Source organism: Methylobacillus rhizosphaerae (assembly GCF_900187985.1).
Taxonomy (GTDB): domain Bacteria; phylum Pseudomonadota; class Gammaproteobacteria; order Burkholderiales; family Methylophilaceae; genus Methylobacillus; species Methylobacillus rhizosphaerae.
The window spans coordinates 124,029-148,529 of record NZ_FZOA01000004.1; the positions used below are offsets into that span (position 1 = coordinate 124,029).

Sequence of the window (24,501 nt, forward strand, 5' to 3'; positions counted from 1 at the left end):
GCACTATTCAGTGAATTTTCCGCTCCCATCCGCCTCCCAGTGCCCGGTACAAATCAACAGAGGCCTGCAGGCGTTGCTGCTGTACCTGCAGGCTAAGGTCCTGTGCTGAAAACAAGGTACGTTGCGTATCCAGCAGAGTCAGCATGGTTTCCGCGCCGGCCTGGTAGCGCGACTGGGCAGAGGCAAATGCACGTCCAGCATGTTCCAGTGCTGTTGCCTGGGCCAAGGCCTGCTGGTCCAGACCAGCAATGCGGTTGAGGGCCGCTTCCACATCCCCGAGTGCTGCCACGATAGCCTGCCGGTAGTTGGCCAGCAGCTCCTCCCGCCGGGCAATCGCATAATCACGCTGGGCAGCCAGGCGCCCGGCATTGAAGATAGGAGCGGTCAGCCCGGCTGCAAGGCTATACAAGGGTCTGTCAAGAAAGCTGCGCAAGTGCTCACTACTCCCATAAACTCCGCCACTCAAGGTAATACTGGGCAACATGACTGCCCGGGCAACCTCGATATCCGCATTGGCAGCCAGCAATGCTGCTTCAGCACTGGCAATGTCCGGCCGGCGCGTCAACAGAGTGACAGGCAAGCCGGCGCGCGCATCCGGAACCTGTACATCGAGCAGTCTGCTGCTGCCCACAAGCCTGTCCGTCAAAGGTTGAGACAATAGGGTAGCCAATATGGTCTCGGCATTACCCTGCTGTTGCTGCAACTGCGCCAGCTCACGATGCTGGGCCGCCACCAGCCCTTGCTGCTGGGAAAGTTCGACCTGGTTGGCCGCGCCAGCATAGTACCTGGACTCGACTAAGACCAGCACTTGCTCGGCATTTGCCAGGTTCTGGCGGGCAATTTCCGTACGACCACGCAGTCCCGCGACTTCCAGCCATGTATTGGCAACACTGGCAGTAATGGTGAGGCGCATACTGTCACGGTCAAATTCACTCTGCTGAAGACGTGCCAGCGCTCCCTGGTAAGCCACACGATTCTTACCCCAGAAGTCAATTTCATAGCTGGCCGCCAACCCTGTTGAATACGTACTGAGCGTTGCAGCGTTGCTACCTCCCAATGGTCGTTGGCGCCCAATACCGGCTGTCGCTGTCACTTCAGGCAACAGTGGTGCTCCTGCCATGATAGCCAGCTTTTGTGCCTGACTCACGCGGGCCACTGCAGCGACCAGGTCGTAATTCGCAGTCTGGGACTGCTGGATCAGTGCAAGCAGTTCCGCACTGCCAAATCCTCGCCACCAGGCTTCATCCAATGTGGCGCCACCTGCACTGACCTGGTTGTGCCATTGCTGCGGCATCTGTGCCAGCCCGTCATCAGGGTTCGGCTGCAAAGGTGCGACACTGCTGCAAGCAGCCAATAACAGCAGCAGACAAAATAAAGTGGGGGTTCTCATATCACTCATTCGCCAATGCCACCACAGGATCCAGCCGGGCGGCCTGGCGCGCAGGCATGAATCCAAACACGAGGCCAGTAACGACAGAACACAGGAAAGCACCAATAATCGCGCTCAGGGAAAAAATGACCGGCATGCCGAGAAAAACCAGGGTAGTACCGATTGCCAGGCCGCATATCACGCCAGTCACACCACCAACGGTTGTCACCAGCACGGCCTCAGTGAGGAATTGCTGAAGAATGTCACGCTGTCGCGCGCCAGTTGCCATACGGATACCGATTTCACGGGTACGCTCCCGAACTGTCATAAGCATGACATTCATGACCCCGATACCGCCGACCAGCAGGGAAATCACTGCGATCATGGCCAGCATCATACTCATGCTGCCCTGTGTCTTGGCCTGGGCAGCGATGGAAGCGGCGGCGTTCTCCACATTGAAATCGCGGACTCTATGACGCGATAACAGCAACTCTTCCACAGCCTTTCCTGCTGCATCTACTTGTGCCATATCACTCACTTCCAGCGTGACATATGTAGGATCACGTTCGCCAAAGACACGCATGGCAGCTGCGGTGTAGGGAATGATCACCAGATCATCCACACTTTCGTCCCCGGTCACGCTTCCCTTGGAGCCCAGCACGCCAATCACCTGAAATGGCACATTGCCTATCAGTATTGTTTCCCCCACCGGATTTTCCACATCTGGCATCAAGTTGCTGACCAGCCGCGGCCCCAGCACAGCCACAGTCGCCATGTGCTGGTCATCCTCCTCGCTGAAGAAGGCACCGGCCACCACAGGCCAGGACAACATGCGTGACATGGCGGCACGTGTGCCCTTGATTCTGGTCTGGGCATCCTGGTTGCCGTACCTCACGACTTTGCTGCCGGACAAATTGGGCAACACATAGGAAATCTGCGGCAGCTCCTCTAGCGCATCCAGGTCAGACAAATTGATGCCACGTCCAGGCACACGCGAGCTTTCGCGCTTGGGACTGACATAGATATGGTTGGTGCCAAACGCACCCAGCTCCGCCACCACCCGTTCCTTGGTGCCCATGCCTACTGCCAGCATGACGATCACCGATGCCACCCCAATGATGATGCCAAGCAATGTCAGGGCCGTGCGAAAACGATTGACCCACATCACACGCCAGGCTGCGCGACAGGCTTCCAGCATATCCCCTTGCCACTGCGCTGTAGATGCCTGCTCATCCAGCGTGAAGACCGGCATACTGCCGGCGCTTTCTGTGACACGATTGACGCCGGTATCACTAATGACATCACCGTCGCGTATTTCTATCACCCGGCGCGCATTTGCCGCCACATCACGGTCATGCGTAATGAGGATAATGGTATGACCGGCATCCGCAAGTTCATTGAGCAAACGCATGACTTCTTCACCACTGCGTGAATCCAGCGCACCTGTCGGTTCGTCTGCGAGAATGATGCGACCACCATTCATGAGCGCCCGCGCAATCGAGACACGCTGTTGTTGGCCGCCGGACAACTGCTTGGGACGATATTGCAAGCGTTCTTCCAGCCCCAGCCGCGCCAACAGGGATCGGGCCCGCTGGGCGCGTTCATGTTCCGGCATGCCGGCATAGAGCGCAGGAATCTCCACATTTTCCTGGGCGGTTTCAGTCGCAATCAGGTGGTATCCCTGGAAGACGAAGCCAAAGGCTTCCCGGCGCAACCAAGCCAGCTCATCCACATCCATGCCTGCAACATTGCGTCCTGCGAATAGGTAAGTACCAGCGCTGGGGCGGTCAAGACAACCCAGGATATTCATGAGCGTGGATTTGCCGGAACCTGACGTACCGACAATGGCTACAAACTCCCCGGCATGAATATCCAACGAAATACCATGCAATATCTCTACCTGTGGCTTATCACCACCGCCAAAGTGCTTGCGGATGTCGCGCAGGGAGATCAGCGGCATGCGTTCATTCAAAACTGGAATCTCCAGGGACTGGGTTGCGGAGCCTTGTCCGCAATAATGAGTTGCTCGCCCTCAGCCAGCCCGGATACAAGTTCTGTCCGCAAGCGAGTACGCACTCCGGTAGTCACCTTGCGCCAGCTGGCCTTGCCATCCTTGCCCAGCACTCGCACCTGATATTGGTTCGCAGCGGTTCCCACCTCCGCCAACGCCATTACCGGCACTGTCAGTACTTTCTGTGCCGAAGCCACGACAAACGCCACCTGGGCGGTCATTTGCGGCATCAATTCACCATCGCTGTTATCCACGTCAAACAATACGGTATACAGCACCACCTTGTTGCTGCTTGGTGTCTGCGTCGTGGACGTATTGTTGCCCTCTGGCTTTGGTGGTGCCGGCAACACCTGGCGCACAGTACCGTTCCAGCGCCTGGCATCTCCGCCCAGCGTCTTGAAGTAAACTGCCATGCCGGGTTTGACATGACGCACATCAGCTTCGGAAACCTCTGTCCACACAGTCATGGCGGACAGGTCTGCAATACGCAACAGGGTAGGAGTCTGGTAGGTAGCATTCAATGTCTGGCCAGTCTTGGCATCCACGGACACCACGGTACCTGACATGGGGGCATAGATGCGCGTGAACCCGAGCAGGGCTTCATTCCCCTGCAGGGTCGATTGGGTCTGCACAATCTGCGCCTCCAGGTTCTTGATTCTTGCCGCAGCAGTTTTCAGGGCAGCTTCAGCCTGCTGTACATCTTCAGTCCTGGTTGACCCTTCGGCATGCATGCGCTGCTGACGCTCCTGCTGCTGGTTGGCCAGTTGATATTGAGCCTGCTGCTCTTCCAGCTGGGCCTGCAACCCGGCCAGCGCAGCGCGTCCAGCATCGACTGTTGCCTGTGGCACACGCGGATCGATTTCTGCCAGCAGCTGGCCTTTTGCCACATAATCTCCGGGCTGCACATGCAGCTCCAGTATCTGGCCCGATACCTGCGCTCCCACGTCCACATAGCTGAGTGGCTGCAAAGTACCTATGGCAGTGACGTTGTACTCAATATCCCCGCGCTTTACCAGTTCGGTTTCAAACGCATTCTGTGGCCTGCCGCCCCACCACAGCCATGCCGCCATCGCACCAACAATCAGCAATAGCAGCCATGTCCACCTGCGCTGTCGCAATCTCATCTAGGGCTGGACCTCAAAACTCAGGGTAGCGGTATGACGCACATCCTCAAATTTCCTGCCCTGATACGTCATGCTGCCATTAACACGCGCCGTCACCTCCAGGATATACAGGCCTGGAAATGGGGTATCCAGGGTCACGCTGCCATCTTCAGCTGGCTTGAGGGTGCGTATCCAGCCATCACTGGTGCTTACATTCACCTGGGAAGCTGCTACCGGACTATCTTTCCAGATCAGCCTGAATGTCTTGCCGCCTGGCTCGGTAGGCACCAACTCCAGATCATTCACGGCCTTGGTTTCGTGACGCCCGAAGCGTGCCTGGTAAAAATGCAACACATTGTCCTGCTCCACGACCTGCGCCGTCACGCGCATATCTGCTGGCACGGCGGCCACCTGCAGGTATTCCTTGCCTGCCTTAAGCGCCAATTCCTTGCCATCCGTGAGGAATGCGCGCGGTGCGTTCAGGCTGGAAAGGTCAGCCTTGGTTGAAGTTTCATGCATGCCCAAATAGGCATGCATGCCATCCTGAGCTGGCTCCAACCACAGGTAATCCGCCTGGACTACTGTCATGCTGCCCAGCAGTAATGTCGCCATCATGGCCTGGATACCCAGTTTGATCTTGTTTGCTTTCACCATATTCATTCCTTGTTGTCTTGTTGTTGTCAGAAAATTTGACGTTCTTACTAGTAATGACACGCGAGAATGAAAAAAGGACACCTTGCAGGACAAAAAAATTGTAATTTCCGTCTCATCAGGGTGCCTGGCCAGGGCGACAGCGCAGACACAACAACAGTCAGGGCAAAAGAAACGGGGCCCGAAGGCCCCGTGATGATAATCAACTAATATCCGAGATATTAGTAAACATCGCGTAGATAACGCTTGTCGCGCTTGAGCTGGTTGACGTAAGCAATCGCGCCTTCTACATCCAGGCCACCATGTTCAGCCACCACATCATGCAGTGCCTGGTCCACATCCTTGGCCATGCGGCTGGCATCGCCGCAGACGTAGAAATGGCCACCATCCTGTAGCCAGGCATACAACTCCTTACCGTTCTCCCGCATGCGGGTCTGAACATAAATCTTGTCAGACTGATCGCGCGAGAAGGCAAGATCGAGACGGTTGAGCACACCATCCTTCATCATGGCAGTCAGTTCATCCTCATAGATGAAATCACTGGCTCGCGTCTGGTCACCGAAAAACAGCCAGTTGCGACCATCTGCATCAGACGCGCGACGTTCCTGCAGAAACGCCCGGAACGGTGCGATACCGGTACCCGGGCCAACCATGATGACCGGCGCACTCTTATCCACAGGCACGCGGAAGGACTTGTTGGTTGTCAGGAAAATCCCGGCAGTATCACCTTCCTGCACCCTGTCGGCCAGATAGGTGGAGCATACGCCGCCACGTTGCCGGCCAGCGGAAGCATACCGCACGCTGGCCACGGTCAGGTGGATGCGATCCGGATTGGCCAGAGAACTGGAGGAAATGGAATAAGCACGATGCTGCAGGGGCTTGAGCAGCGCCACAAACTCATCCGCGCTCAACGCCAGGGATGGATTCAGCTGCAACAGGTCCAGTACATCCTTGCCCCACAACCAGTGCTCCAGCGCCGCCTTGTCGCCACTCTGCACAATACGGCTCAGGTCTTCATTGCCTGCTCGCTGTTCAACAGCCGCAATCAACTCCCGTGAAGGCGTGGAAATCTCGAAATTGCGAGCCAGCAATTCCACCAGTGGCTGGTCATGTTTAGCCACTGCAGCATCTGCCTTGGCATCCAGACGCTCCAGGATCAGGCTCACGAGTTCTGGGTTGTTCTCCGGCACCACATTCAGCGCATCACCAGCCTCGTAATGAATGCCACTGTCACCGAGGTCAAACTCATAGTGGCGGATTTCCTTGCCGGAACCCTGGCCAGAAAGGCGGCGATTGACCGCCAATGCAGAGGCATAAGGATTCTTGCGGTTATAAGCAGATGCCACTGGTGCTGCCACTTCTGTTGCAGGAGTGGCAGCCACTTCATCCGGGCCACCTTCCACTTCCGCAAACAAGGGCAGAGCTGCCTCAATCCAGGTGTTCGCAGGCTCTTCAAAATCCACGTCACAGTCAACACGCGCTAGCAGGCGCTTGGCACCCAGCTGCTCCAGGCGGGTATCCAGATTCTTACCAGCTTCGCAGAAACCATCATAGCCAGTGTCACCTATCGCCAGCACACCAAAGCTCATTTCTTCAATGCGCTCGGCATGTCCGGCGGACAAGGCCTCCCAGAACAACTGGGCATTGTCCGGCATTTCACCTTCGCCGTAAGTCGAGGTGATGATCATCACCCGACGCATATTGCCAAACTCTTCCAGTTCCACCTCGTCCAGCGCCTTCACCACTGGCTCCAGCCCGTGCTGCTTGGCGTTGCCTGCGGCAGTACGTGCCAATCCTTCGGCATTGCCGGTTTGCGAGCCGTAGAGGATATAAATTGGCGGCTTGGCACGCGCGGCCGAATCGCCCATGTCTAACAGCCGGGTTTGCAGGCCCGCCATGAAACCAGCCAGCCAGGCTTTCTGGTCTTGGTTGAACGGGGAATCTTCAGGGATATAAGGAATTTTCATTATCTGGTCGTCAACAAATGCATGCCGTGCATCAAGCACGGCATGTGTTATGAATTACGTGATTATCAATGAGCTCTCAGGGTAGTGACAAGTTCATGCATGGATGCCTTGGCAAACAAGCCTTCCAGGCTAGGCAATTCCCCGATCTGCGCAACGTTCTTCGCACTCTGGTGAATAATCCAGCCATAGGTACCCGGGCTGTCCATGGAAAGAATATTACGCAGGTCCAATGCCGATTTGTAATCCCTCAGGCGTTTGTCCGCAATCAGCACTGCAAGCTCCAGGTCACTGTAGCCCTCGATGGCTTCACGCGCATAACGCTGCAATTTCTGCATCAGCAGGAAATCCTCGGTCAGCAACAGGTTACGCACGGCTTTCTGCACGGCAGGATCAGCCACATCACTGATATGGGGCAATTTGGCCAGTGCCACCTGTTGTGCCATGTTGAGCACAGTGTAATTGTTCAGCAGCTCGAACATTTCCTCTGAATCCGCCTCACCGTGACCTGGCACCTTGCCACCAGCCACGGGTTTGCCATCACGGTATGCCAGCTTGAACTTGCGTACCTGATAGGCCGCCAATGCTGTGGACAACTCTTCGAGCAAGTCCTTGCGCGGCTTGGCCTTGAGTATTTCCTCGCTGTCCTGGTAAAGCAGCAGGGCGCGTGGCATGACAAAAACAAAGTTCTGACGCTCGGTTTCCCAGTTTTCCAGCAACCATGCCGCACGCGCAGAGCCAGTGGCTTCCAGGTGCCATTGCAACAATTGCTGGATCGCCAGGCTGTGTACACGTGCCATTTCATTGTCATCAGTGATATTGCCAAGCAGCACGGAGTCTGTAGCAACCTTGCCAGCCAGCTCACCATACGGATCATATTGATAAGCAAAGCCACCGCTCATGCCGTTACCGAAACCCTTGCCGAATGCGCCAAGGTTGAGCACAGCGCCGTTGGTCATGTATTCACACGCGAAATCGCCCACTCCCTCGACCACGGCAGTAGCACCGGAGTTACGCACGGCAAACCGGTCACCAGCCTGACCTTCCACAAACAGGCGACCACCTGTTGCGCCAAACAGCGCAAAATTACCGACCAGCACATTGCCGCCGGCCTGCTCGGAACCGCCGCCAGGAGAGGAGACGATAATGGTGCCGCCGCATTGCCCCTTGCCCACGCCATCGTTACACGTGCCACTGTGATGCATGACCATGCCATCATTGCAGAATGCGCCATAGGACTGTCCTGCAGAACCAGTGGTGCTGACCTTGACACTATCAGGCTTAAGGAAGCGACGACCACGCTGATCCATGGCTACCGCAGGCAACTGCAATGCCTGCTCGGCTGTCAGTTCATGGTTGAGCAATCGCTCGATATCAATCGCCAGCTGACCACCTACAGTCTTGTTGCGGTTATTCAGCGCACGGCCTTCGCCAAGATGCACTTCCAGCTGACGATCAGCCACCAGTGCCTGGCGCAACACATCGACGAACGCGTCATCGAGCTCAAAATCCTTCTCCATATAGACCGGATTCTCAATCTTTACCTCAGGCACCATCGTCAACATGGCACGCAGGTCAAGCTGTCCAACGGCAGCCGGATGATCCAGCAACTGCAACAAGTCGGAGCGTCCGCGCGCCTCGCGCAAGGAGCGCAGGCCGATAACAGCAAGAATCTCTCGGGTTTCATGCGCGACATTGACCAGGTACTGCGCCAGTGCACGCGGGTCACCATCAAATACTTCAGCATTGGTTGTCAGGCCGGCAGGACACTTGACGTTGCAGTTCTTCGCCATCACGCACTTCAGCATCATGAGCGCTGTCGTGCCGAACTCGAAACTGTCCCCGCCGAGCATGGCGGATTTCACGACATCACTGGCAGTCTGGTGTGCGCCGGAGCAACGCAGGATCACCTTGTCACGCAAACCATTGGCAGACAATGCCTGGTGCACCTCGGCAATCCCGATTTCCGCAACACGGCCGGTGTACTTGAGGCTGGTCACGGATGCAGCACCAGTACCGCCGGTATTACCTGCCACGTTGATCACATCAGCACCAGCCTTGGCAACGCCCACGGCAATCGTCCCTATGCCTTCTGACGAGACCAGCTTGACGATCACGCGCACGCGCGCCGCCTTGCAGTCATGAATCAGTTGTGCCAGATCTTCGATTGAATAGGTATCGTGATGCGGAGGCGGGGAAACCAGCTCCACTCCCGGCGTGCCACCACGCGCAGCCGCAATCTCAACGGTTACCTTGGGAGATGGCAACTGACCACCTTCCCCGGGCTTCGCGCCCTGACCGATCTTGATCTCCAGCTCTTCCAGCATGGGGTCGGCCAGATACCCGGCCCAGACACCAAAACGGCCAGAAGCCAGCTGCTTGATGCGGGAAGCACGGATAGTGCCATAACGTGAGATATGCTCACCGCCTTCGCCGGAGTTGGACATGCCGCCGACCATATTGGTACCGTGCGCCACAGCCTCGTGCGCCGGAGCGACCAGAGCACCATGGCTCATGGCACCAGAAGCGAAGCTGCGGGTAATTTCGCTGGCTGGCTGCACTTCATTGAGCGGCACACTTTCAGGCGCCACATGCAGCAGCCCGAAATATTCTGCTGCCTTGCCAGTGGCTTCAACTGTAAGGACGCTGCCTTCCAGCCAGTGTCCGCTGATTGCCTTGCCGAAGTGCGCCACCAGTGCTTGCCCCAATTCAGACAAGCGGGAAATATCGCCAGCCTGGGTGCCAGTCAGCTGCAGGCTGAAACGGTCATTACCCAATATCTGGGCCTGCAGGCCACGCACGGCAATACTGTTATTGCCTGCAACCGCAAAACGTCCCAGCACGGCACGGAATTCATCTGCAGTCTTCAGGTTGGTCACATCCGCCGGGAACGCCAGCACATCCCGCAATGCAGAAGGGCGCTTGGCACGTTCTTCTGCCATCGAATGGGAGAAACTGCGATAGCTCTGCGTGACGCCGATCTGGTCGATCACTTCTGCACTCAGGCGATCAAAACTACCGTTGCTGAAAGCCTCGCCCTTCTTGAGGGCAAATGCATCTTCCAGGCGGGACAATGTCATGAGGCGCAGGAATTCATCTTCAGGCTGTTTGCCTTGCTTGTCGAAATGAATCTTCTCTTCCGTCATCTCAACAAAACCACGCACCGCAATAGTACCGAACGAATGGCCAGCGCCTTCAGAGCGTTCCTTGAACAAGCCAAGCAACGGCATGCTGCCTTCGTCAGTGATAGTAAGTGCTTCCTGATGCCAGTTCACGGTCATGTTGGCAATATCCACAAACCCGGCACCACCTACTGGCGTCTTCAGGTTGGGGAAGTATTTGCGCAAGACCGGGTCATTGGTATTGAGGAAATTGGGCTCAAAGAATTCACCGCCGATATAGCTTTCCACTGTGCACAGACCCACCTTGCCCATGGTCTTCATCAGCGCTTTTTCAGCCGCCTTGGCGTATTTCTTGAATGCCTTGTCAGCATCGGCGCCGTATTTTTCTTCCGCACGCAACTGCACGCCCAGCGGGTAAACGGCAGAGGCGCCAAAACCCAGTGTCGCCGCCACATGGTGCGAGGAAACGATCTGGCCACTTTCCGCGATCAATGACACATCCAGGCGCAGGCCTTCATCGATCAGGCGCTGGTTGGTTGCAGACACGACCAGCAGCAATGGCAAGGCTGCCTGGCTGGCAGAGACATGACGATCAGAAATCACGGCAATGCCACCTTGCTCACGGGCAAAATCCACTACCGCTTCCGCCAGGTTGTCTATGGCCTGTTCCAGCGCGCGCGCGTTTGCAGCCTCATCACCAGCCACCTGGGTGTACAGCGATTCGAAGTATCGATATGGCGTTTCTTTCTGCTCGCGCAACTTGAGCATGTCGAGATGGCTCAGGATAGGCGAATCAATCACGATCTGCCGCCCCTTACCCTTGTTCATGTTGGGCTTGGCACCAAGTGCCACGCGCAAGGTCATGCCATCCGCCTCACGGATGGAATCCAGTGGTGGGTTGGTCACCTGGGCAAAACGTTGCGAGAAATAATGGGCCACGCCACCTTCATGGTCACTCAATGCATTGATGGCATTGCCATAACCCATGGCAGAAATCTTTTCCGCGCCGGTTGCCAGCATCGGGTCCATCATGAACTTGAAACTTTCCTGATTGTAGTAATTCGCGACAAAGCGCTGATACAAGGTCAGGTCGCCATGATAGCGCTGTGGCGATCCAGCAACCTCTGCAGGTACCGCAGGCAATTGCTTCAGGGTGACGCGGGCTTGCTCCAGCAAAGCTGCGTAATCTCGCTTGCCTGCCAGCATTTCCAGGGTTTCCAGTGTTCCACGGGAACGCTTTTCACCATGGTCGTAATACAACATGCCACCCGCCTCGATACGGCCACGGCGCAAGACATCTTCTGGTGGGAAATTGATCTGGCCAGCCTCGGACATGACACACAGGTATTCCTCGGTCTCGACGCTACGCAAGGGGCGCAGGCCCAGGCGGTCCAGACGCGCACCAATCACGCTGCCATTACCGAAAATCAACGCTGCGGGGCCGTCGTTCTTTTCTTCATAGAGTGAGAAATATTCCAGCATCGCCTTGACGTTGTCCGGCAGAGTCGCATCATTTTCCCAGGCTGGCGGCATCATGGAAACCACGGCAGTCACCAGGTCCAGGCCATCATCCATAAGGCGGCTATTCAGTGTCTGGTCCAGGCGCGAGCTATCGGACTGGCCTTTGGGGCGAAAAATCTTGCCATTGCGCGCACGCGCCAGCGCAGCTTCCGCAATGCGGTTCTTGCGGTCAGTGTTCAATTCCCCATTGTGTGCCATCATACGGAATGGCTGCGCCATGCTTGGGTGTGGGTCAGTGTTGGTGGAGAACCGTGTATGGAAATACATGGTGTGCACGGCATGATCCTCTTCCATAAGGTCATGGAAATACGGGATCACTTCATTGGAGTTCAGGCGTCCCTTGAGCACTTGTGTATGCGCGGACATCGACAGGGGGTAGAGGCCGCTCAATACAGCTTCGGTATAGGCCTGTTCCTCGATTGCGAGCAGCGCCTGGTAGATACAGCGATCGAACTCCTGTGCATCTATCCCTTCAGGTGCAGTAAATATCCATTGCTGGATGGGAAGCTGATAACGCACTGCGGCAGGACGGATGGCACTGCTATCCACTGGCACATCCCGTACCAGCAGTATATCCAGACCTTTGTCCGCCAGGGCCTTGCGGATCACTTCTTCAGCATGTTCATACGCTGCAGCATCAGATGGCAGGAAGAAATTACCCACCCCGAAACGCCCGGCTTCCAGTGGCTGGCCCGTCAATCTGCGGAAAAATGACAGGGAAAGATCCAGGGAAACCCCGGCGCCATCGCCCACACCCTCAGCGGACATACCGCCGCGGTGAGGAATCGTACACAGCGCTTCATGCCCCTTGACCAGTACATCATGCGTCTGCACCCCGTCCTTGCGGGTAATGAAGCCAACGCCACAGTTATCCTTTTCCAGGGAACTGTCATACAAGCCAAAAGTATTCTCGCTCTGCGAACTGTTGATGGTGCTCATGTGCTTCTCCAGCAATTTCATTAATATCCGGTGGCGTTGCTATACCTCGCACCAAGGCGTGATATATTGTCAACTAATCGCCACAGCAAGCATCCCAGCTTGCGCCGGGCTTATTGATAAGCAATGAACGTGCCACAGCACAAAACCCTTTATTCCGCCTCCGACAATTCCCTAGTATCCATTTTAAAAACAAAGCCTTATATCGCCACCCATCATACAGTTGGCATCCTTTACCTTTAATGAGAAACATATCAAAAGCACCAAAAATGTGCATCCGCATTGTTTAAGCACAATTACCGTGCATTTCGGCTGCATCATCATGGCGGATATGCGGGCAAGCACCGGAGTACCAGACATGCAAGAGGAACGCCAATCCTGCGCCGGGACTGGCAGTAGCCTAAGACATAACGCGATGAGGAAGTGAAAAAGGAAGAAGAGAGAATGTTGCCGGTTGATTTCCTTCAGGCAGATTGAAGGAAATCAGGCACCAATAATGTGCATTCCCGGCATTGCCGATACAGTATTCTCACTGCATCGGCAGTTCATGCACTCAGAACTGGTATTTCAATGTGAGCATGGCATTGCGCGGCGTACCATAGAAACCCATGTTTGCGGCGGTATTGGTGTAATAGACCTTGTCGAACACATTGTTCACGTTCAGCGCCGCCGACAAATGCTCGTCGAACTGATAGCGCGCCATCAGATTGACTACCGCATAGCTGCCCTGCGTGAAGCGCTCCTGGTTGGGGCCGGTGTCATTGGTATAGATGCGACTCTGCCAGTTGGCGCCACCACCGACAGTGAGTTTATTCCAGGCACCGGGCAGGGTATAAGTAGTGAACAACTTGAACAGGTTCTGCGGCGTGACGGTCTGCACCTTGTCACCATCCGCGTTCTGGGAAATACGGAAGGTATAACCACCACTCACTTGCCAGCCTGGCGCCAGCTCTCCATTGGCCTCGGCCTCAAAGCCCTTGGTGACAGTGCCTTGCTCGGCACGATAGGCCACACCGCCGTCCGGGGCCAGGAAATTGCCATCCTGTACGGCGAGATTATCCTGCTCGACCCTGAACAAGCCCAGGCTGGTATTGAGGCGACCACCATAAAAAGCATGTTTCACGCCCACTTCATAACTGTTGCCTTCCTCAGGTTCTAGGTAGCTGCCATTGCGATCCCGGTAGCTTTGCGGATTGAAGATCCTGGTATAACTGGCATACAGCGAAGCTGTCTCCGTCACATCATAGGTTGCGGCGATATAAGGTGTTAGCACGCCGGTTTCAGAGCGACTGGTCGCACTGGAGGTCCCGGTATAGGGCACTGACTCGGTTGCCTGGTGCCAGTGGGTGACCCTGGCACCTGTCAGGATGGATAACTGGTCTGTCGGATGGAAGCGCGCAGTCAGGTAGCCACCGAACTGGCGGGTGAGATCAGAATAACGCCCGACTGGCGACATATCAGGCTGCGCCACACTTCCGTTCCAGCTGCCATAATTCGGCACTGCAATATAATGCCAGAGCGAATATGAGGGATCATTGTCCTGCTCGATATGGGAGTAGTTCATGCCAAACACCAGTTCGTGCTGGCGGCCACCCAAGGTGAATGGGCCAGTGGCATACACATCCAGCGCATTCTGCTCTATTGGGTCTGCCTTCCAGCGGCCACCCCACAATGAAATACCACTCCCGGTATCTTTGTCCAGACTGCCTGAGCCGCCCGAACCGATGATACTGTCGTAACTGTGGCGTATATGGTTGAACTGCACTTTCGCGCGCCAGTCATTAGCAAAAAAATGCTCCAGCGAAGTAAAGAAAGCAAGCTTTTCATTTTCACTGGCAGCCCAGCGTGCAGCCGGGTTCTTGGAGCGCTTCCAATTGGTATGGCTGCCATCGCTGTAAAACAGTGGCAAACCGGCTTCGGGAGAATCATGCGTTTCATGGTTCTGGTATTCCACGCCGACAGTCAGCAGAGTCTCAGGGCTCAGGTCGGCTTCCACAATGCCATACAGCATCTCACGTTCCAGGCCGTAGCGATCCAGGTGTGAACCACTGTCCTGCTTGACGGCCACAATACGCCCGCGTACGCCGCCATCAGCATTCAACGGGCCGGAAATATCCAGCATGCCGCGATAATTATCCCATGACCCCATTTGCGCAGTAACGGACGCCTGGAAATCGCGGGTAGGTTTTTTACGGATATAGTTGATACTGCCTCCAGGCGAGCCGATACCCACCATCAATCCCGAAGAACCGCGCAACACTTCCACCCGGTCATAAAAAGCCATGTCATTCGTCATCTGCTGGAAACCGCTTCCAAGCGGCAATCCATCCACCAGATAGTTATTGATAGTGAATCCCCGAGACTGGAACGTGTTCCAGTTGGCACCCACATAGCCGCTTTGCACCACACTGATACCGACTGTTTGCTCCAGCACATCCTGCAACTGGGTCAGGTTCTGGTCATCCATGCGCTGGCGGGTTATCACACTCACCGATTGTGGTGTATGGCGCAATGACATGGGCAACTTGGCAGAAGCGCCAGTCGCACTTGTCGTATAAGCGCCGGTGTTCTCCGTAGTAGGGTCCTTGGCAGCACTAACGCTGACCTCATCCAGCACACCCGCCGTGCTGCCAGAAGATGGATGGGCTGCCTTGCGTAATATATATCCGCCACTTTCCTGCATTACGGCTTCCAGGCCTGTCCCCGCCAGTAATTGCTCCAGGCCGTCCCGCACAGAGCTGGCACCCTGCACGCCATGACTGTGCAGCCCGGCAACAAGATCATTGCTGTACGACAGCATGATTTGCGCATCGCGGCCAAACTGGGCCAAGGCCTCCTTGAGCGAACCGGCAGGAATCTGGTATTGCCTGGCGGCGGTCTCCGCCCATGTCGTTGTTGCCAACAAGGGAGTACTGAACAAGAGGAATGTGGAAAGTGCCTGTGCCAGGAGCTTATGCCCCAGCCTCAGACGTAATGGTGCTTGATGTGGCTGCATTGATTTTCTCTTGAAATGTGAATGAAAACAGGTGCTCTATTTCCAATGCCACACAAGAATCAAAAACAGCTCAATAATGGGCAGAATTTATGCCAAGGCCGGCATCAACCGTACCCAGTAGCGCGTCAGCATGCGCACTTCCAGCTTCAGACTCTGCCGCAGCATATCAATCACCTTGTCGGTGTCCTCCAGCGGATAGGTACCACTGACCCGGAGATCCTTGATACTGTCATCACAAGCCAGACTACCCTTGCGGTAGCGTCCAAGTTCTGCCAGGAACTCGCCCAATGGCATATCATCAACCACCAGCATGCGTTGCAGCCATGCCGTATCATGCGGGACTGCTGTTTCAACCGGCGTGACCATGTGGCGGCTGAATGACAGTTGCTCGCCAGCCTGCAAGCGTACACGGGTCATCATATCAGTGGGCGACACTTCCACAGCACCTTCCAGCACAGCAATCCTGATAGGGCCATCCGTTTCATTGGTCAGCTGGCGCACCGTGAAACGGGTACCCAGTGCCTGCATGCTGCCCTGATCACTGGCAACAAGAAATGGCCGCATCTGCGTATCATGTGCCGTGACAATATGAATTTCCCCATGCAGCAACATGACAATACGCTGCTGCGGTGTATAAGCCACATTGATGGCACTGGCAGAATTGAGTTCCACGACTGTGCCATCATCCAGCACTACTTGCTGCTGCTCGCCCACACTGGTGCTGTAATCGGCACCCAGCTGCCACCACGGCAACTTGTCCTGTACAACCCAGCCACTGCCACCTGCAAACAGCAGCATGGCCAGTGTCTTGATGGCACGCCTGCGCTTGAACGATCCGCGCGGTGCCAGCGTCGCATGCGCCACCGAAGGCGACAACCCGCCCAGCTTGTCCCCCAGCATTTCAATATGCTGCCAGGCACGCTCATGATCCGGGTGCGCGGCTCTCCAAGCCTGCCATTGCTCACGAATATCCTGGCTCACCTGTCCGGACTGTAATTCCACTAGCCATTCAGCTGCTGCCCGGCTGACTTTGGAGGAAATGGCTGCTTCTGACTTGTTCCCCATTTAGTTCGTTCCTCCAAAACAACATTGCTGTACCGCCTGCACAATGTAGCGCTTGACCGTGGATATTGACACATCCAAGTCCCGGGCAATCTCTGCCTGGCTCATGCCGTCGAGTTGGGACAATAGAAACGCCCTACGTACTTTATATGGCAGTTGATCAAGCAGACCATCAATCTCAACCAAGGTTTCCAACATTATGATTTTTACCTCAGGAGAAGGGGATTCCGTCTCAGGCAAGTATTGCAGCGCCTCAAGATAGGCCTGCTCCAGCTTCTTGCGACGATGAAAATTGGATAACAATCCAGTTGCTACTGTAGTCAGGAAAGCACGTGGCTCATGCAGGCTATCCACGTGGCCACTCAGGAAAACCCGCATGAAGGTATCTTGCGCCAGGTCGGCAGCATCAGACTGGTTACCCATTTTCTTGCGTAGCCAGTTATTGAGCCAGCCATGGTGGTGAGTATATAAAGCCTTGAAAGTATCCAAGATAAAAAGGATGTGTCGTCATTGCAAATGAGAATAAATATCATTATATATCAAATTACGTACTATGCAACTCTTATTGAAACCCTGGAATATTTGGAAAAACAGCTGCAGGCTCCTTTATTTCAAGGATTTTCCTGACAATCATATGAGGCACGGACATAGTAAAGGCACGCGTAGCGTGCCTTTACTATTTGCTTGATAATGGAATTAAACCTTCTGGTAAACCTCACTGCCACGCTTGACGAATTCAATCGCCTTTTCCTGCATGCCCTTATTCAGGGCTGCCTGCTCATCCACCCCCAGCTTATCAGCATAATCCCGTACGTCCTGGGTAATTTTCATGGAGCAGAAATGCGGGCCGCACATGGAACAGAAGTGCGCCTGCTTGGCACCTTCCTGCGGCAAGGTTTCATCATGGAACTCCTTGGCTTTTTCCGGATCAAGGCCAAGATTGAACTGGTCATCCCAGCGGAACTCGAAACGTGCCTTGGACAAGGCATTGTCACGAATCTGCGCGCCGGGATGCCCCTTGGCAAGGTCAGCCGCATGCGCCGCAATCTTGTAGGTGACAATGCCAACACGCACATCCTCCTTGTCTGGCAGCCCCAGGTGCTCCTTGGGTGTCACATAGCAGAGCATGGCGCAGCCATACCAACCGATCATCGCCGCTCCGATCCCGGAAGTGATATGGTCGTAGCCAGGCGCGATATCCGTCGTCAATGGCCCCAGGGTATAAAAAGGCGCTTCGCCGCAATGTTCAAGCTGCAGGTCCATATTTTCCTTGATCATATGCATGGGCACATGACCCGGCCCTTCAATCATGCACTGGACATCATGTTTCCAGGCAATCTGGGTCAGCTCACCCAGTGTCCTCAATTCAGCAAACTGGGCTTCGTCGTTGGCGTCATAAATGGAACCTGGCCGCAATCCATCCCCCAGTGAGAAGCTGACATCGTATGCCTTCATGATCTCGCAGATATCCTCGAAATGTTCATAGAGGAAGCTTTCCTTGTGGTGGGCCAGACACCACTTCGCCATGATGGAGCCACCGCGTGACACAATGCCGGTCATGCGCTTGGCTGTCATCGGGATATAGGCCAGACGCACGCCAGCGTGGATGGTGAAGTAATCCACACCTTGTTCCGCCTGTTCGATCAAGGTATCGCGGAAGATTTCCCAGGTGAGGTCCTCGGCCTTGCCATTCACTTTCTCCAGTGCCTGGTAGATGGGCACGGTACCGATAGGTACGGGAGAATTACGGATGATCCATTCACGGGTTTCATGGATATTCTTGCCTGTGGACAGGTCCATCACAGTGTCACCACCCCAGCGTGTACCCCAGACCATCTTTTCCACCTCTTCGTTGATACTGGAGGAAATGGCGGAATTACCAATATTGGCATTGATCTTGACCAGGAAATTCCGGCCTATGATCATAGGCTCAATTTCAGGATGGTTGATATTGGCAGGAATAATTGCGCGGCCACGCGCTACCTCATCCCGCACGAATTCGGGAGTGATGACCTGAGGGATGCTGGCGCCAAAATGGTGGCCTGCATGCTGGGTTTGCAGCAGCTCGCTCATGCCTTCACGGCGCTGATTCTCGCGAATGGCAATGAACTCCATCTCCGGAGTGATAATGCCCTGGCGCGCATAGTGCATCTGCGACACATTCCTGCCCGCCTTTGCACGCAATGGCTTGCGCGTCAGGTTGAAGCGCATATCAGCCAATTTGGGGTCTGTCTGGCGTTCATGCCCATACGCTGAAGTCGGGCCGTCCAGTTGCTCGGTATCATGACGCTCGGCAATCCAGCCAGCTCGCAGCGCAGGCAGGCCATTACGGATATCAATCCGGACGTCAGGATCGGTATAAGGTCCGGAAGTATCGTACACCACCACAGGCGGGTTCTTTTCCGCACCAAATGCCGATGGCGTATCAGACAAGCTGATTTCACGGAACGGTACACGGATGTCAGGGCGTGAACCTGTGACATAAATCTTGCGGGAATTGGTGAATGGCTGCGTTGTGCCTGGGTCAACCTCTGCGGTTGCGTTGAGGAATTTCTCGTGCTGATTCTTGTCAATGGCGTTCATTACAATGCTCCAGAAAAAAGCAGGGAGCGCGCGAAGCTTCAAGGTTGCTGGAAGAACACCAGACAGGGAAACCCATTGAAACCTGCATCCGCTTCCCTACGGTGGGATAATCCACGTCAGGTTCAAAGGGTAACTCTCACTACCATCCTGTCTTCAACTCAGTCGAAGACAATGACAGTAGACCCCTAGCGATGGGTAAAATTTACGTTAAATCCATGATGGAATCAAGCACATTCGGCACCGATATCAAACAACTGGCTGAATATTCCCTGTCATACATGGGTGCCAGCGAAAGTGTGCGCCCACCATCAATATTACATTTCCTGCACTCTGCGAAGGGTTTATCTTGAATCTCTACCTGCGGGCGCTATAATCGGCAAACTGATACCCATGTGATGGATAATGTGATGCACCACGATGTAGAACAAGCCCGCTTCAACATGATCGAACAGCAGATCCGCCCCTGGGAGGTTCTGGATGGCACAGTACTGGACCTGTTGAGCCGGGTGCCCCGTGAGCAATTCGTCCCGGACCAGTATCGTGGTTTGGCATTTGCCGATATCGAGATCCCGATTGGCGCCGGGCAGACCATGCTTTCCCCGAAAATGGAAGGCCGCATCCTGCAGGCACTCGCCATCCAGCCCACAGACAAGGTACTGGAAATTGGTACGGGCAGCGGTTATTTCACGGCCTTGCTGGCATCCTTGGCACATGAAGTCCACAGTATCGAAATCAATGCCGAGTTAAGCCGCCAGGCCCATGAGAAACTGGTGCAGCAAGGTATACAGAATGTCACGCTGCATGTAGGGGATGGCGTCAACACCTGGCATGGCAATGACACGTATGATGTCATCGTCTTCACCGGCTCCCTGGCGCTGCCGCCAGAAGCGACACAGCACCTGCGCATGAATGGCCGGCTGTTTGCTGTCATCGGCCAGCCTCCCGTCATGGAAGCCACCTTGATCCGGCGCATCAATGAGGAAAGCTTCCGCCAGGATGTAATTTTCGAGACCTGCCTGCCACCACTGGAAAACGCTCCCCAGCCGCAACAGTTTGCCTTCTGACCATATGCGCGGATAACACTCGCGTTGTCTGCGCATACTGTTCCAACAGCTTGATCCTGTTGTCCTCTGTGCCCGGTATCGGGTTAGAATGCGTCTCGACCAATCCATTGTATTTAGCAGCCATGTCAGCTGATCCAGGATCGAGAACATGAAACTAGCCAGTTTTTTTATTCCATTGCTTGCACTCGCCATCAGCAATACGGCACATGCAGAAAAAGGGCAGAACCTGCTGGATATCTATGAAATAGCCATATCCAGTGATCCCACCCTGTCTGCAGCCAGGCATGGCAACCTGGCCATGCAGGAAAAAATTGAACAGGGCAAGGCGCTGTACCGTCCCACTGTCAATTTCACGACTGATGCCAGCCACTCCGAAACTGACATCCGCTATCTGGGACAGAATGCCGTGTTCCGTAATGCAGGACATGAATCCTTTGAAGTGTTCGGCATGGGGGTGAATTTTACGCAACCCATTCTACGCAAGGAGAACTGGGTGCAATACAAACAGGCGCAAACCCAGGTTTCCCAGGCGGACAAACAATTGATACTGGCGCAACAGGACCTGATGCTGCGCAGCGCACAGGCCTATTTCGATGTATTGATCGCGCAGGACCAGATTGATCTGCTCAATAGCCAGAAAGCCGCAATCTCACAACAGTTGGAACAGGCAAAAGCCAACTTCGAGGTAGGGACTGCCACCATTACGGATGTCAACGAGGCCCAGGCAAGGTATGACCTGCTCAAGGCACAGGAAATCACGCTACTCAACGACTACGAAGTGCGGAAGCGCAGCGTACAGGCCATTATTGGCCGCCTGCCCACACGATTGGCCACTGTGCGCCAGGACCTGCAGACACGTCCGCCACAGCCACTGGATATGGAACAATGGGTCACACTGGCCGAACAGAACAATCTGTCGCTCAGCATTCAGCAGGAGGCACTGCGCCTTGCCACACAGGAGGTGGATCGCATGAATGCAGGCCACTGGCCCACGCTTGATATGGTCGGCAGCTATACTGATACCCGTGCTGGCGGCAGCGCCAACGGCTTTGGCAGCGACCTGCAGAATGCCACGATCGGGCTCAAGCTCAATATCCCGCTGTATCAAGGGGGCGCCGTTTCCTCACGCATCAGGGAGGCGGTTGCCAATCAGCAGAAAGCGGCTGATGAAGTGGAAGCGGCTCGCAGGCAAGTGGAGCTCGATGCACGCCAGGCCTACCTGAATCTCACTGGCAGCGTAGCCCAGGTGCAGGCCTACGAACAGGCGCTCAATTCCAGCCAGAGCCAGCTTGATTCGACCAACCTGGGTTATGAAGTCGGTGTGCGCAACAGTGTGGATGTCCTCAACGCGCAACAACAACTTTTCACGGCCAAGCGGGACTTGCTGCAGTCACGCTATAACTATCTCCTGAACGTGTTGCGGCTCAAGTCTGCAGTCGGCCTGCTGAATGAAGGCGACCTTGCTGAAGTCAATGAGCGATTGGTGCTAGCCAACGATCCATCGCCATAACCGGAGTCCATGTCATGTCCTACGCCCACCTCGCCATACGCGCGCAAAGCCAGCTGCTTGTCATCGACGTCCAGGAGAAACTTGCAGCCGCAATGGAAGCCAATGCCATGCTCTCCCTGGTCCGCAATTGCAGCATCCTGCTCCAGGCTGCCCAGTTACTGGAGATTCCCGTCACTTATACTGAGCAATACCCGCAAGGATTGGGGAGTACCCTGCATAATCTCAGCAAATTGACACCAGATGCCGCCCATATCGAGAAAGTTGCCTTCTCTGCCCAGGCAGTGCCAGAATTCCGCCAGTCGCTGGACGTTGCACGCCAGCAGATTATCCTGACCGGCATGGAAGCACATATCTGCGTGTTGCAAACCGCACTGGATATGCAACAGCAGGGCTACCAGGTCATCCTTGCCGAGGATGCCGTGCTTTCCCGCAACCCGCTCAACAAGGACAATGCCATACACAGGCTGCGCCAAGCCGGCATTATGGTAAGCAATACGGAATCCATCGTATTTGAATGGCTGGGCGTTGCCGAAGGGGAGACGTTCAAAGCCATCTCCCGGCTCGTTCGATAAGAGGCTGTTACAAGTAACGCGACACCATCTCGACCACACGTTGCGTTGCCCCACCAGCGCTGGTACTGAACTCCAGCGCCTTCCAGCTCATGGTCTGCCGTAATTCCGGATCACCATACAAGCGTTGCAACGCAGCAGCCAGGCCAGCAATATCACGCACCTGCCAGGCAGCATGCGCAGCCACTGCCATTTCCGTGGCCGCCGCAAAATTGAAGGTATGTGGCCCGATCAATACTGGCTTGCTCATCGCAGCCGCCTCGATCAGGTTCTGCCCACCCAATGGCTGCAAACTGCCACCGATAAATGCCACATCGCAAGCAGCATAGTACGTAAACATCTCTCCCATGCTGTCTCCCAGCACCACCTGCACATTGGCAGGTACGCCGGTATCCAGCCGTGAACGCCTGACAAAATGGATGCCCCGGCGCGTCAACAGGTTGGCGACCTCGTCAAACCGCTGGGGATGGCGTGGCACAATCACGGTTAGCAAGCGGGGAACAGCAGCAGCGGCCACGGCATCCAGGATCATGGATTCTTCACCATCACGGGTACTGGCTGCCAGGAATACGGCACGATTTCTGCCGAAAAGGTGGCGCAACTCATCTCCCGATGCTGCTGCAGATGCAGGTGGTGTCACATCAAATTTCAGGTTACCCGCCACTTCGACCGCCAGTGCATTTTCCCCATCTTCTCCGCCAGCCAGTGCCTGCAAACGGCTGGCATCCTGTGCTGTCTGGGCGGCAATTGCGGTCAACTCGCGCAAGCCGTCACTGACGACCGCCCCCAGCCGAGCATAGCCACGGGCAGATTTTTCCGACAAGCGTGCATTCACCAGCAACAGGGGAATATTGCGCACCTTGCAGCCAGCAATCAGATTGAACCAGAGTTCGGTTTCCATCAGCAATCCCAGGCTGGGCTGGAAATGTTGCAGGAAACGCGCCACGGCACCCGGCGTATCGTAGGGCAAGTAGCAGCGCAGGACTTGATCGCCAAACAGCTGCTGCCCAGCATCGCGGCCTGTAGGCGTGGCGTGGGTGAACAGGATCTGGTGTTTGGGATAACGTTGCTGCAACTCCCTGATCAGCGGTGCAGCTCCTCTGGTTTCGCCGACGGACACACAATGCATCCAGATCACCGGCCCGGATACCGGCACCGAGAAGAAACCAAAACGCTCACCCCAGTGCTGCAGGTACTCACGCTGACGTAGGCCACGCCATAACAGGCGCAAGGGGGCAAATGGCAATAGCAGATAAATCAGCAGGGAATAGATGGTTCGTGACATGGTGCGATTTTCTCATGAATCTCATGCCAGGTGTATGCATCGCCCCAGCCACTATCACGCAGGTTTGAAAACTTTCGTTAAAAAGGTCAGTATGTCACCTTGATCGATGACGGGAGATTGAATCATGAGCACCACACTGCGCGATTTGCTGGGTCTGGGACACACACCCTCCAGGCTGGCCGATGCGACCCTGATCCTGATTGACTGCCAGAACACCTATCGTGAAGGCATCATGCAGCTCGAAGGCGTGGAAGACGCACTGGTACAGGCAAGGCGGCTGCTGGACCGGGCACGGGCGCTCTCGGTACCTGTCATTCATATCCAGCATGATGCAGGTGAGGGCAGCCCTTATGACATTCGTGCCCGCATTGGCCAGATTGCAGACATCGTGGCTCCAGTGGAAGGTGAAACCGTGATTACCAAGCACTATCCCAACTCGTTCTGCGCCACCACGCTGGATGAAGTACTGAAAGCACAGAACGTCAAGAATATTGTCCTGGCTGGGTTCATGACACATATGTGTATCAATTCCACCGCACACGGTGGTTTCAATCTAGGCTACGCCCCTACCGTTGTAGCCAACGCCACGGCAACCCGTGCCCTGCCTGGTGCAGATGGCAAACTAATTCCGGCATCCCAGGTACATGCTGCTGCACTGGCTGCCACGCGCGACCTGTATGCCGCCATTGCCACGGATGTGGACGAAGTCATCTGATCTGCATATCCAGTCATATTCTGCGTCTGTTCCAGCCGGGC

15 protein-coding genes and 1 riboswitch are annotated in these 24,501 nt (G+C 55.3%); of the genes, 4 read left to right on the forward strand and 11 right to left on the reverse strand.

Annotated elements, in window-relative coordinates; genetic code table 11:
• Positions 1 to 7: 7 nt before the first annotated feature.
• The 10 genes from CHB59_RS05685 to thiC all read right to left on the reverse strand — a co-directional run bounded on the left by CHB59_RS05685 (position 8) and on the right by thiC (position 19,317).
• Positions 8 to 1,399 carry an efflux transporter outer membrane subunit gene (locus tag CHB59_RS05685; protein WP_245835052.1) on the reverse strand — a complete coding sequence of 464 codons (1,392 nt, stop codon included), beginning with the start codon at positions 1,397 to 1,399 and terminating at the stop codon, positions 8 to 10.
• Positions 1,392 to 3,341: a MacB family efflux pump subunit gene (locus CHB59_RS05690; RefSeq protein ID WP_281252018.1), complete on the reverse strand. Its 1,950-nt coding sequence runs from the start codon at positions 3,339 to 3,341 to the stop codon at positions 1,392 to 1,394. Before CHB59_RS05690 ends, CHB59_RS05685 begins: the two co-directional genes overlap by 8 nt.
• Entirely contained in the window at positions 3,338 to 4,498 is a 1,161-nt protein-coding gene (locus tag CHB59_RS05695) for an efflux RND transporter periplasmic adaptor subunit (RefSeq protein ID WP_425435865.1), read from the reverse strand. Before CHB59_RS05695 ends, CHB59_RS05690 begins: the two co-directional genes overlap by 4 nt.
• A gap of 6 nt (positions 4,499 to 4,504) precedes the next feature.
• Positions 4,505 to 5,137: a hypothetical protein gene (locus tag CHB59_RS05700; RefSeq protein WP_245835053.1), complete on the reverse strand. Its 633-nt coding sequence runs from the start codon at positions 5,135 to 5,137 to the stop codon at positions 4,505 to 4,507.
• A 218-nt stretch (positions 5,138 to 5,355) separates the two neighbouring features.
• The gene (locus CHB59_RS05705; protein ID WP_089375275.1) at positions 5,356 to 7,101 is read right to left on the reverse strand and encodes a sulfite reductase subunit alpha; all 1,746 of its coding nucleotides are present in this window, start codon (positions 7,099 to 7,101) and stop codon (positions 5,356 to 5,358) included.
• A 65-nt stretch (positions 7,102 to 7,166) separates the two neighbouring features.
• On the reverse strand, positions 7,167 to 12,680 hold the full coding sequence (locus CHB59_RS05710) for a glutamate synthase-related protein (protein WP_089375399.1): 5,514 nt from the start codon (positions 12,678 to 12,680) through the stop codon (positions 7,167 to 7,169).
• A 550-nt stretch (positions 12,681 to 13,230) separates the two neighbouring features.
• Positions 13,231 to 15,672, reverse strand: coding sequence for a TonB-dependent siderophore receptor (locus CHB59_RS05715; protein WP_089375276.1), 2,442 nt, complete (start codon positions 15,670 to 15,672; stop codon positions 13,231 to 13,233).
• Positions 15,673 to 15,759: 87 nt separating this feature from the next.
• A complete protein-coding gene (locus CHB59_RS05720) occupies positions 15,760 to 16,737 on the reverse strand; it encodes a FecR domain-containing protein (RefSeq protein WP_089375277.1) in 978 nt (325 codons plus the stop codon).
• Positions 16,738 to 17,223 carry a sigma-70 family RNA polymerase sigma factor gene (locus CHB59_RS05725; RefSeq protein ID WP_245835055.1) on the reverse strand — a complete coding sequence of 162 codons (486 nt, stop codon included), beginning with the start codon at positions 17,221 to 17,223 and terminating at the stop codon, positions 16,738 to 16,740.
• Positions 17,224 to 17,430: 207 nt separating this feature from the next.
• Positions 17,431 to 19,317 (reverse strand): phosphomethylpyrimidine synthase ThiC, encoded by a 1,887-nt coding sequence (thiC, locus tag CHB59_RS05730; protein ID WP_089375279.1) that lies wholly within the window; start codon positions 19,315 to 19,317, stop codon positions 17,431 to 17,433.
• Positions 19,318 to 19,393: 76 nt separating this feature from the next.
• Positions 19,394 to 19,514, reverse strand: a riboswitch (TPP riboswitch).
• A 210-nt stretch (positions 19,515 to 19,724) separates the two neighbouring features.
• Here thiC and CHB59_RS05735 point away from each other — a divergent pair.
• The 3 genes from CHB59_RS05735 to CHB59_RS05745 all read left to right on the forward strand — a co-directional run bounded on the left by CHB59_RS05735 (position 19,725) and on the right by CHB59_RS05745 (position 22,463).
• A complete protein-coding gene (locus tag CHB59_RS05735; RefSeq protein ID WP_179212082.1) occupies positions 19,725 to 20,381 on the forward strand; it encodes a protein-L-isoaspartate O-methyltransferase family protein in 657 nt (218 codons plus the stop codon).
• Positions 20,382 to 20,529: 148 nt separating this feature from the next.
• Positions 20,530 to 21,891 (forward strand): TolC family outer membrane protein, encoded by a 1,362-nt coding sequence (locus CHB59_RS05740; protein WP_089375280.1) that lies wholly within the window; start codon positions 20,530 to 20,532, stop codon positions 21,889 to 21,891.
• Positions 21,892 to 21,905: 14 nt separating this feature from the next.
• Positions 21,906 to 22,463 carry an isochorismatase family protein gene (locus CHB59_RS05745; RefSeq protein WP_089375281.1) on the forward strand — a complete coding sequence of 186 codons (558 nt, stop codon included), beginning with the start codon at positions 21,906 to 21,908 and terminating at the stop codon, positions 22,461 to 22,463.
• 7 nt (positions 22,464 to 22,470) lie between these two features.
• Here the strand turns inward: CHB59_RS05745 and waaA are convergent, their stop codons facing one another.
• Positions 22,471 to 23,745, reverse strand: coding sequence for a lipid IV(A) 3-deoxy-D-manno-octulosonic acid transferase (gene waaA, locus CHB59_RS05750; RefSeq protein ID WP_089375282.1), 1,275 nt, complete (start codon positions 23,743 to 23,745; stop codon positions 22,471 to 22,473).
• Positions 23,746 to 23,869: 124 nt separating this feature from the next.
• Between waaA and CHB59_RS05755 the strand changes: the two genes are divergently transcribed.
• On the forward strand, positions 23,870 to 24,460 hold the full coding sequence (locus tag CHB59_RS05755) for a cysteine hydrolase family protein (protein WP_089375283.1): 591 nt from the start codon (positions 23,870 to 23,872) through the stop codon (positions 24,458 to 24,460).
• Positions 24,461 to 24,501 lie beyond the last annotated feature (41 nt).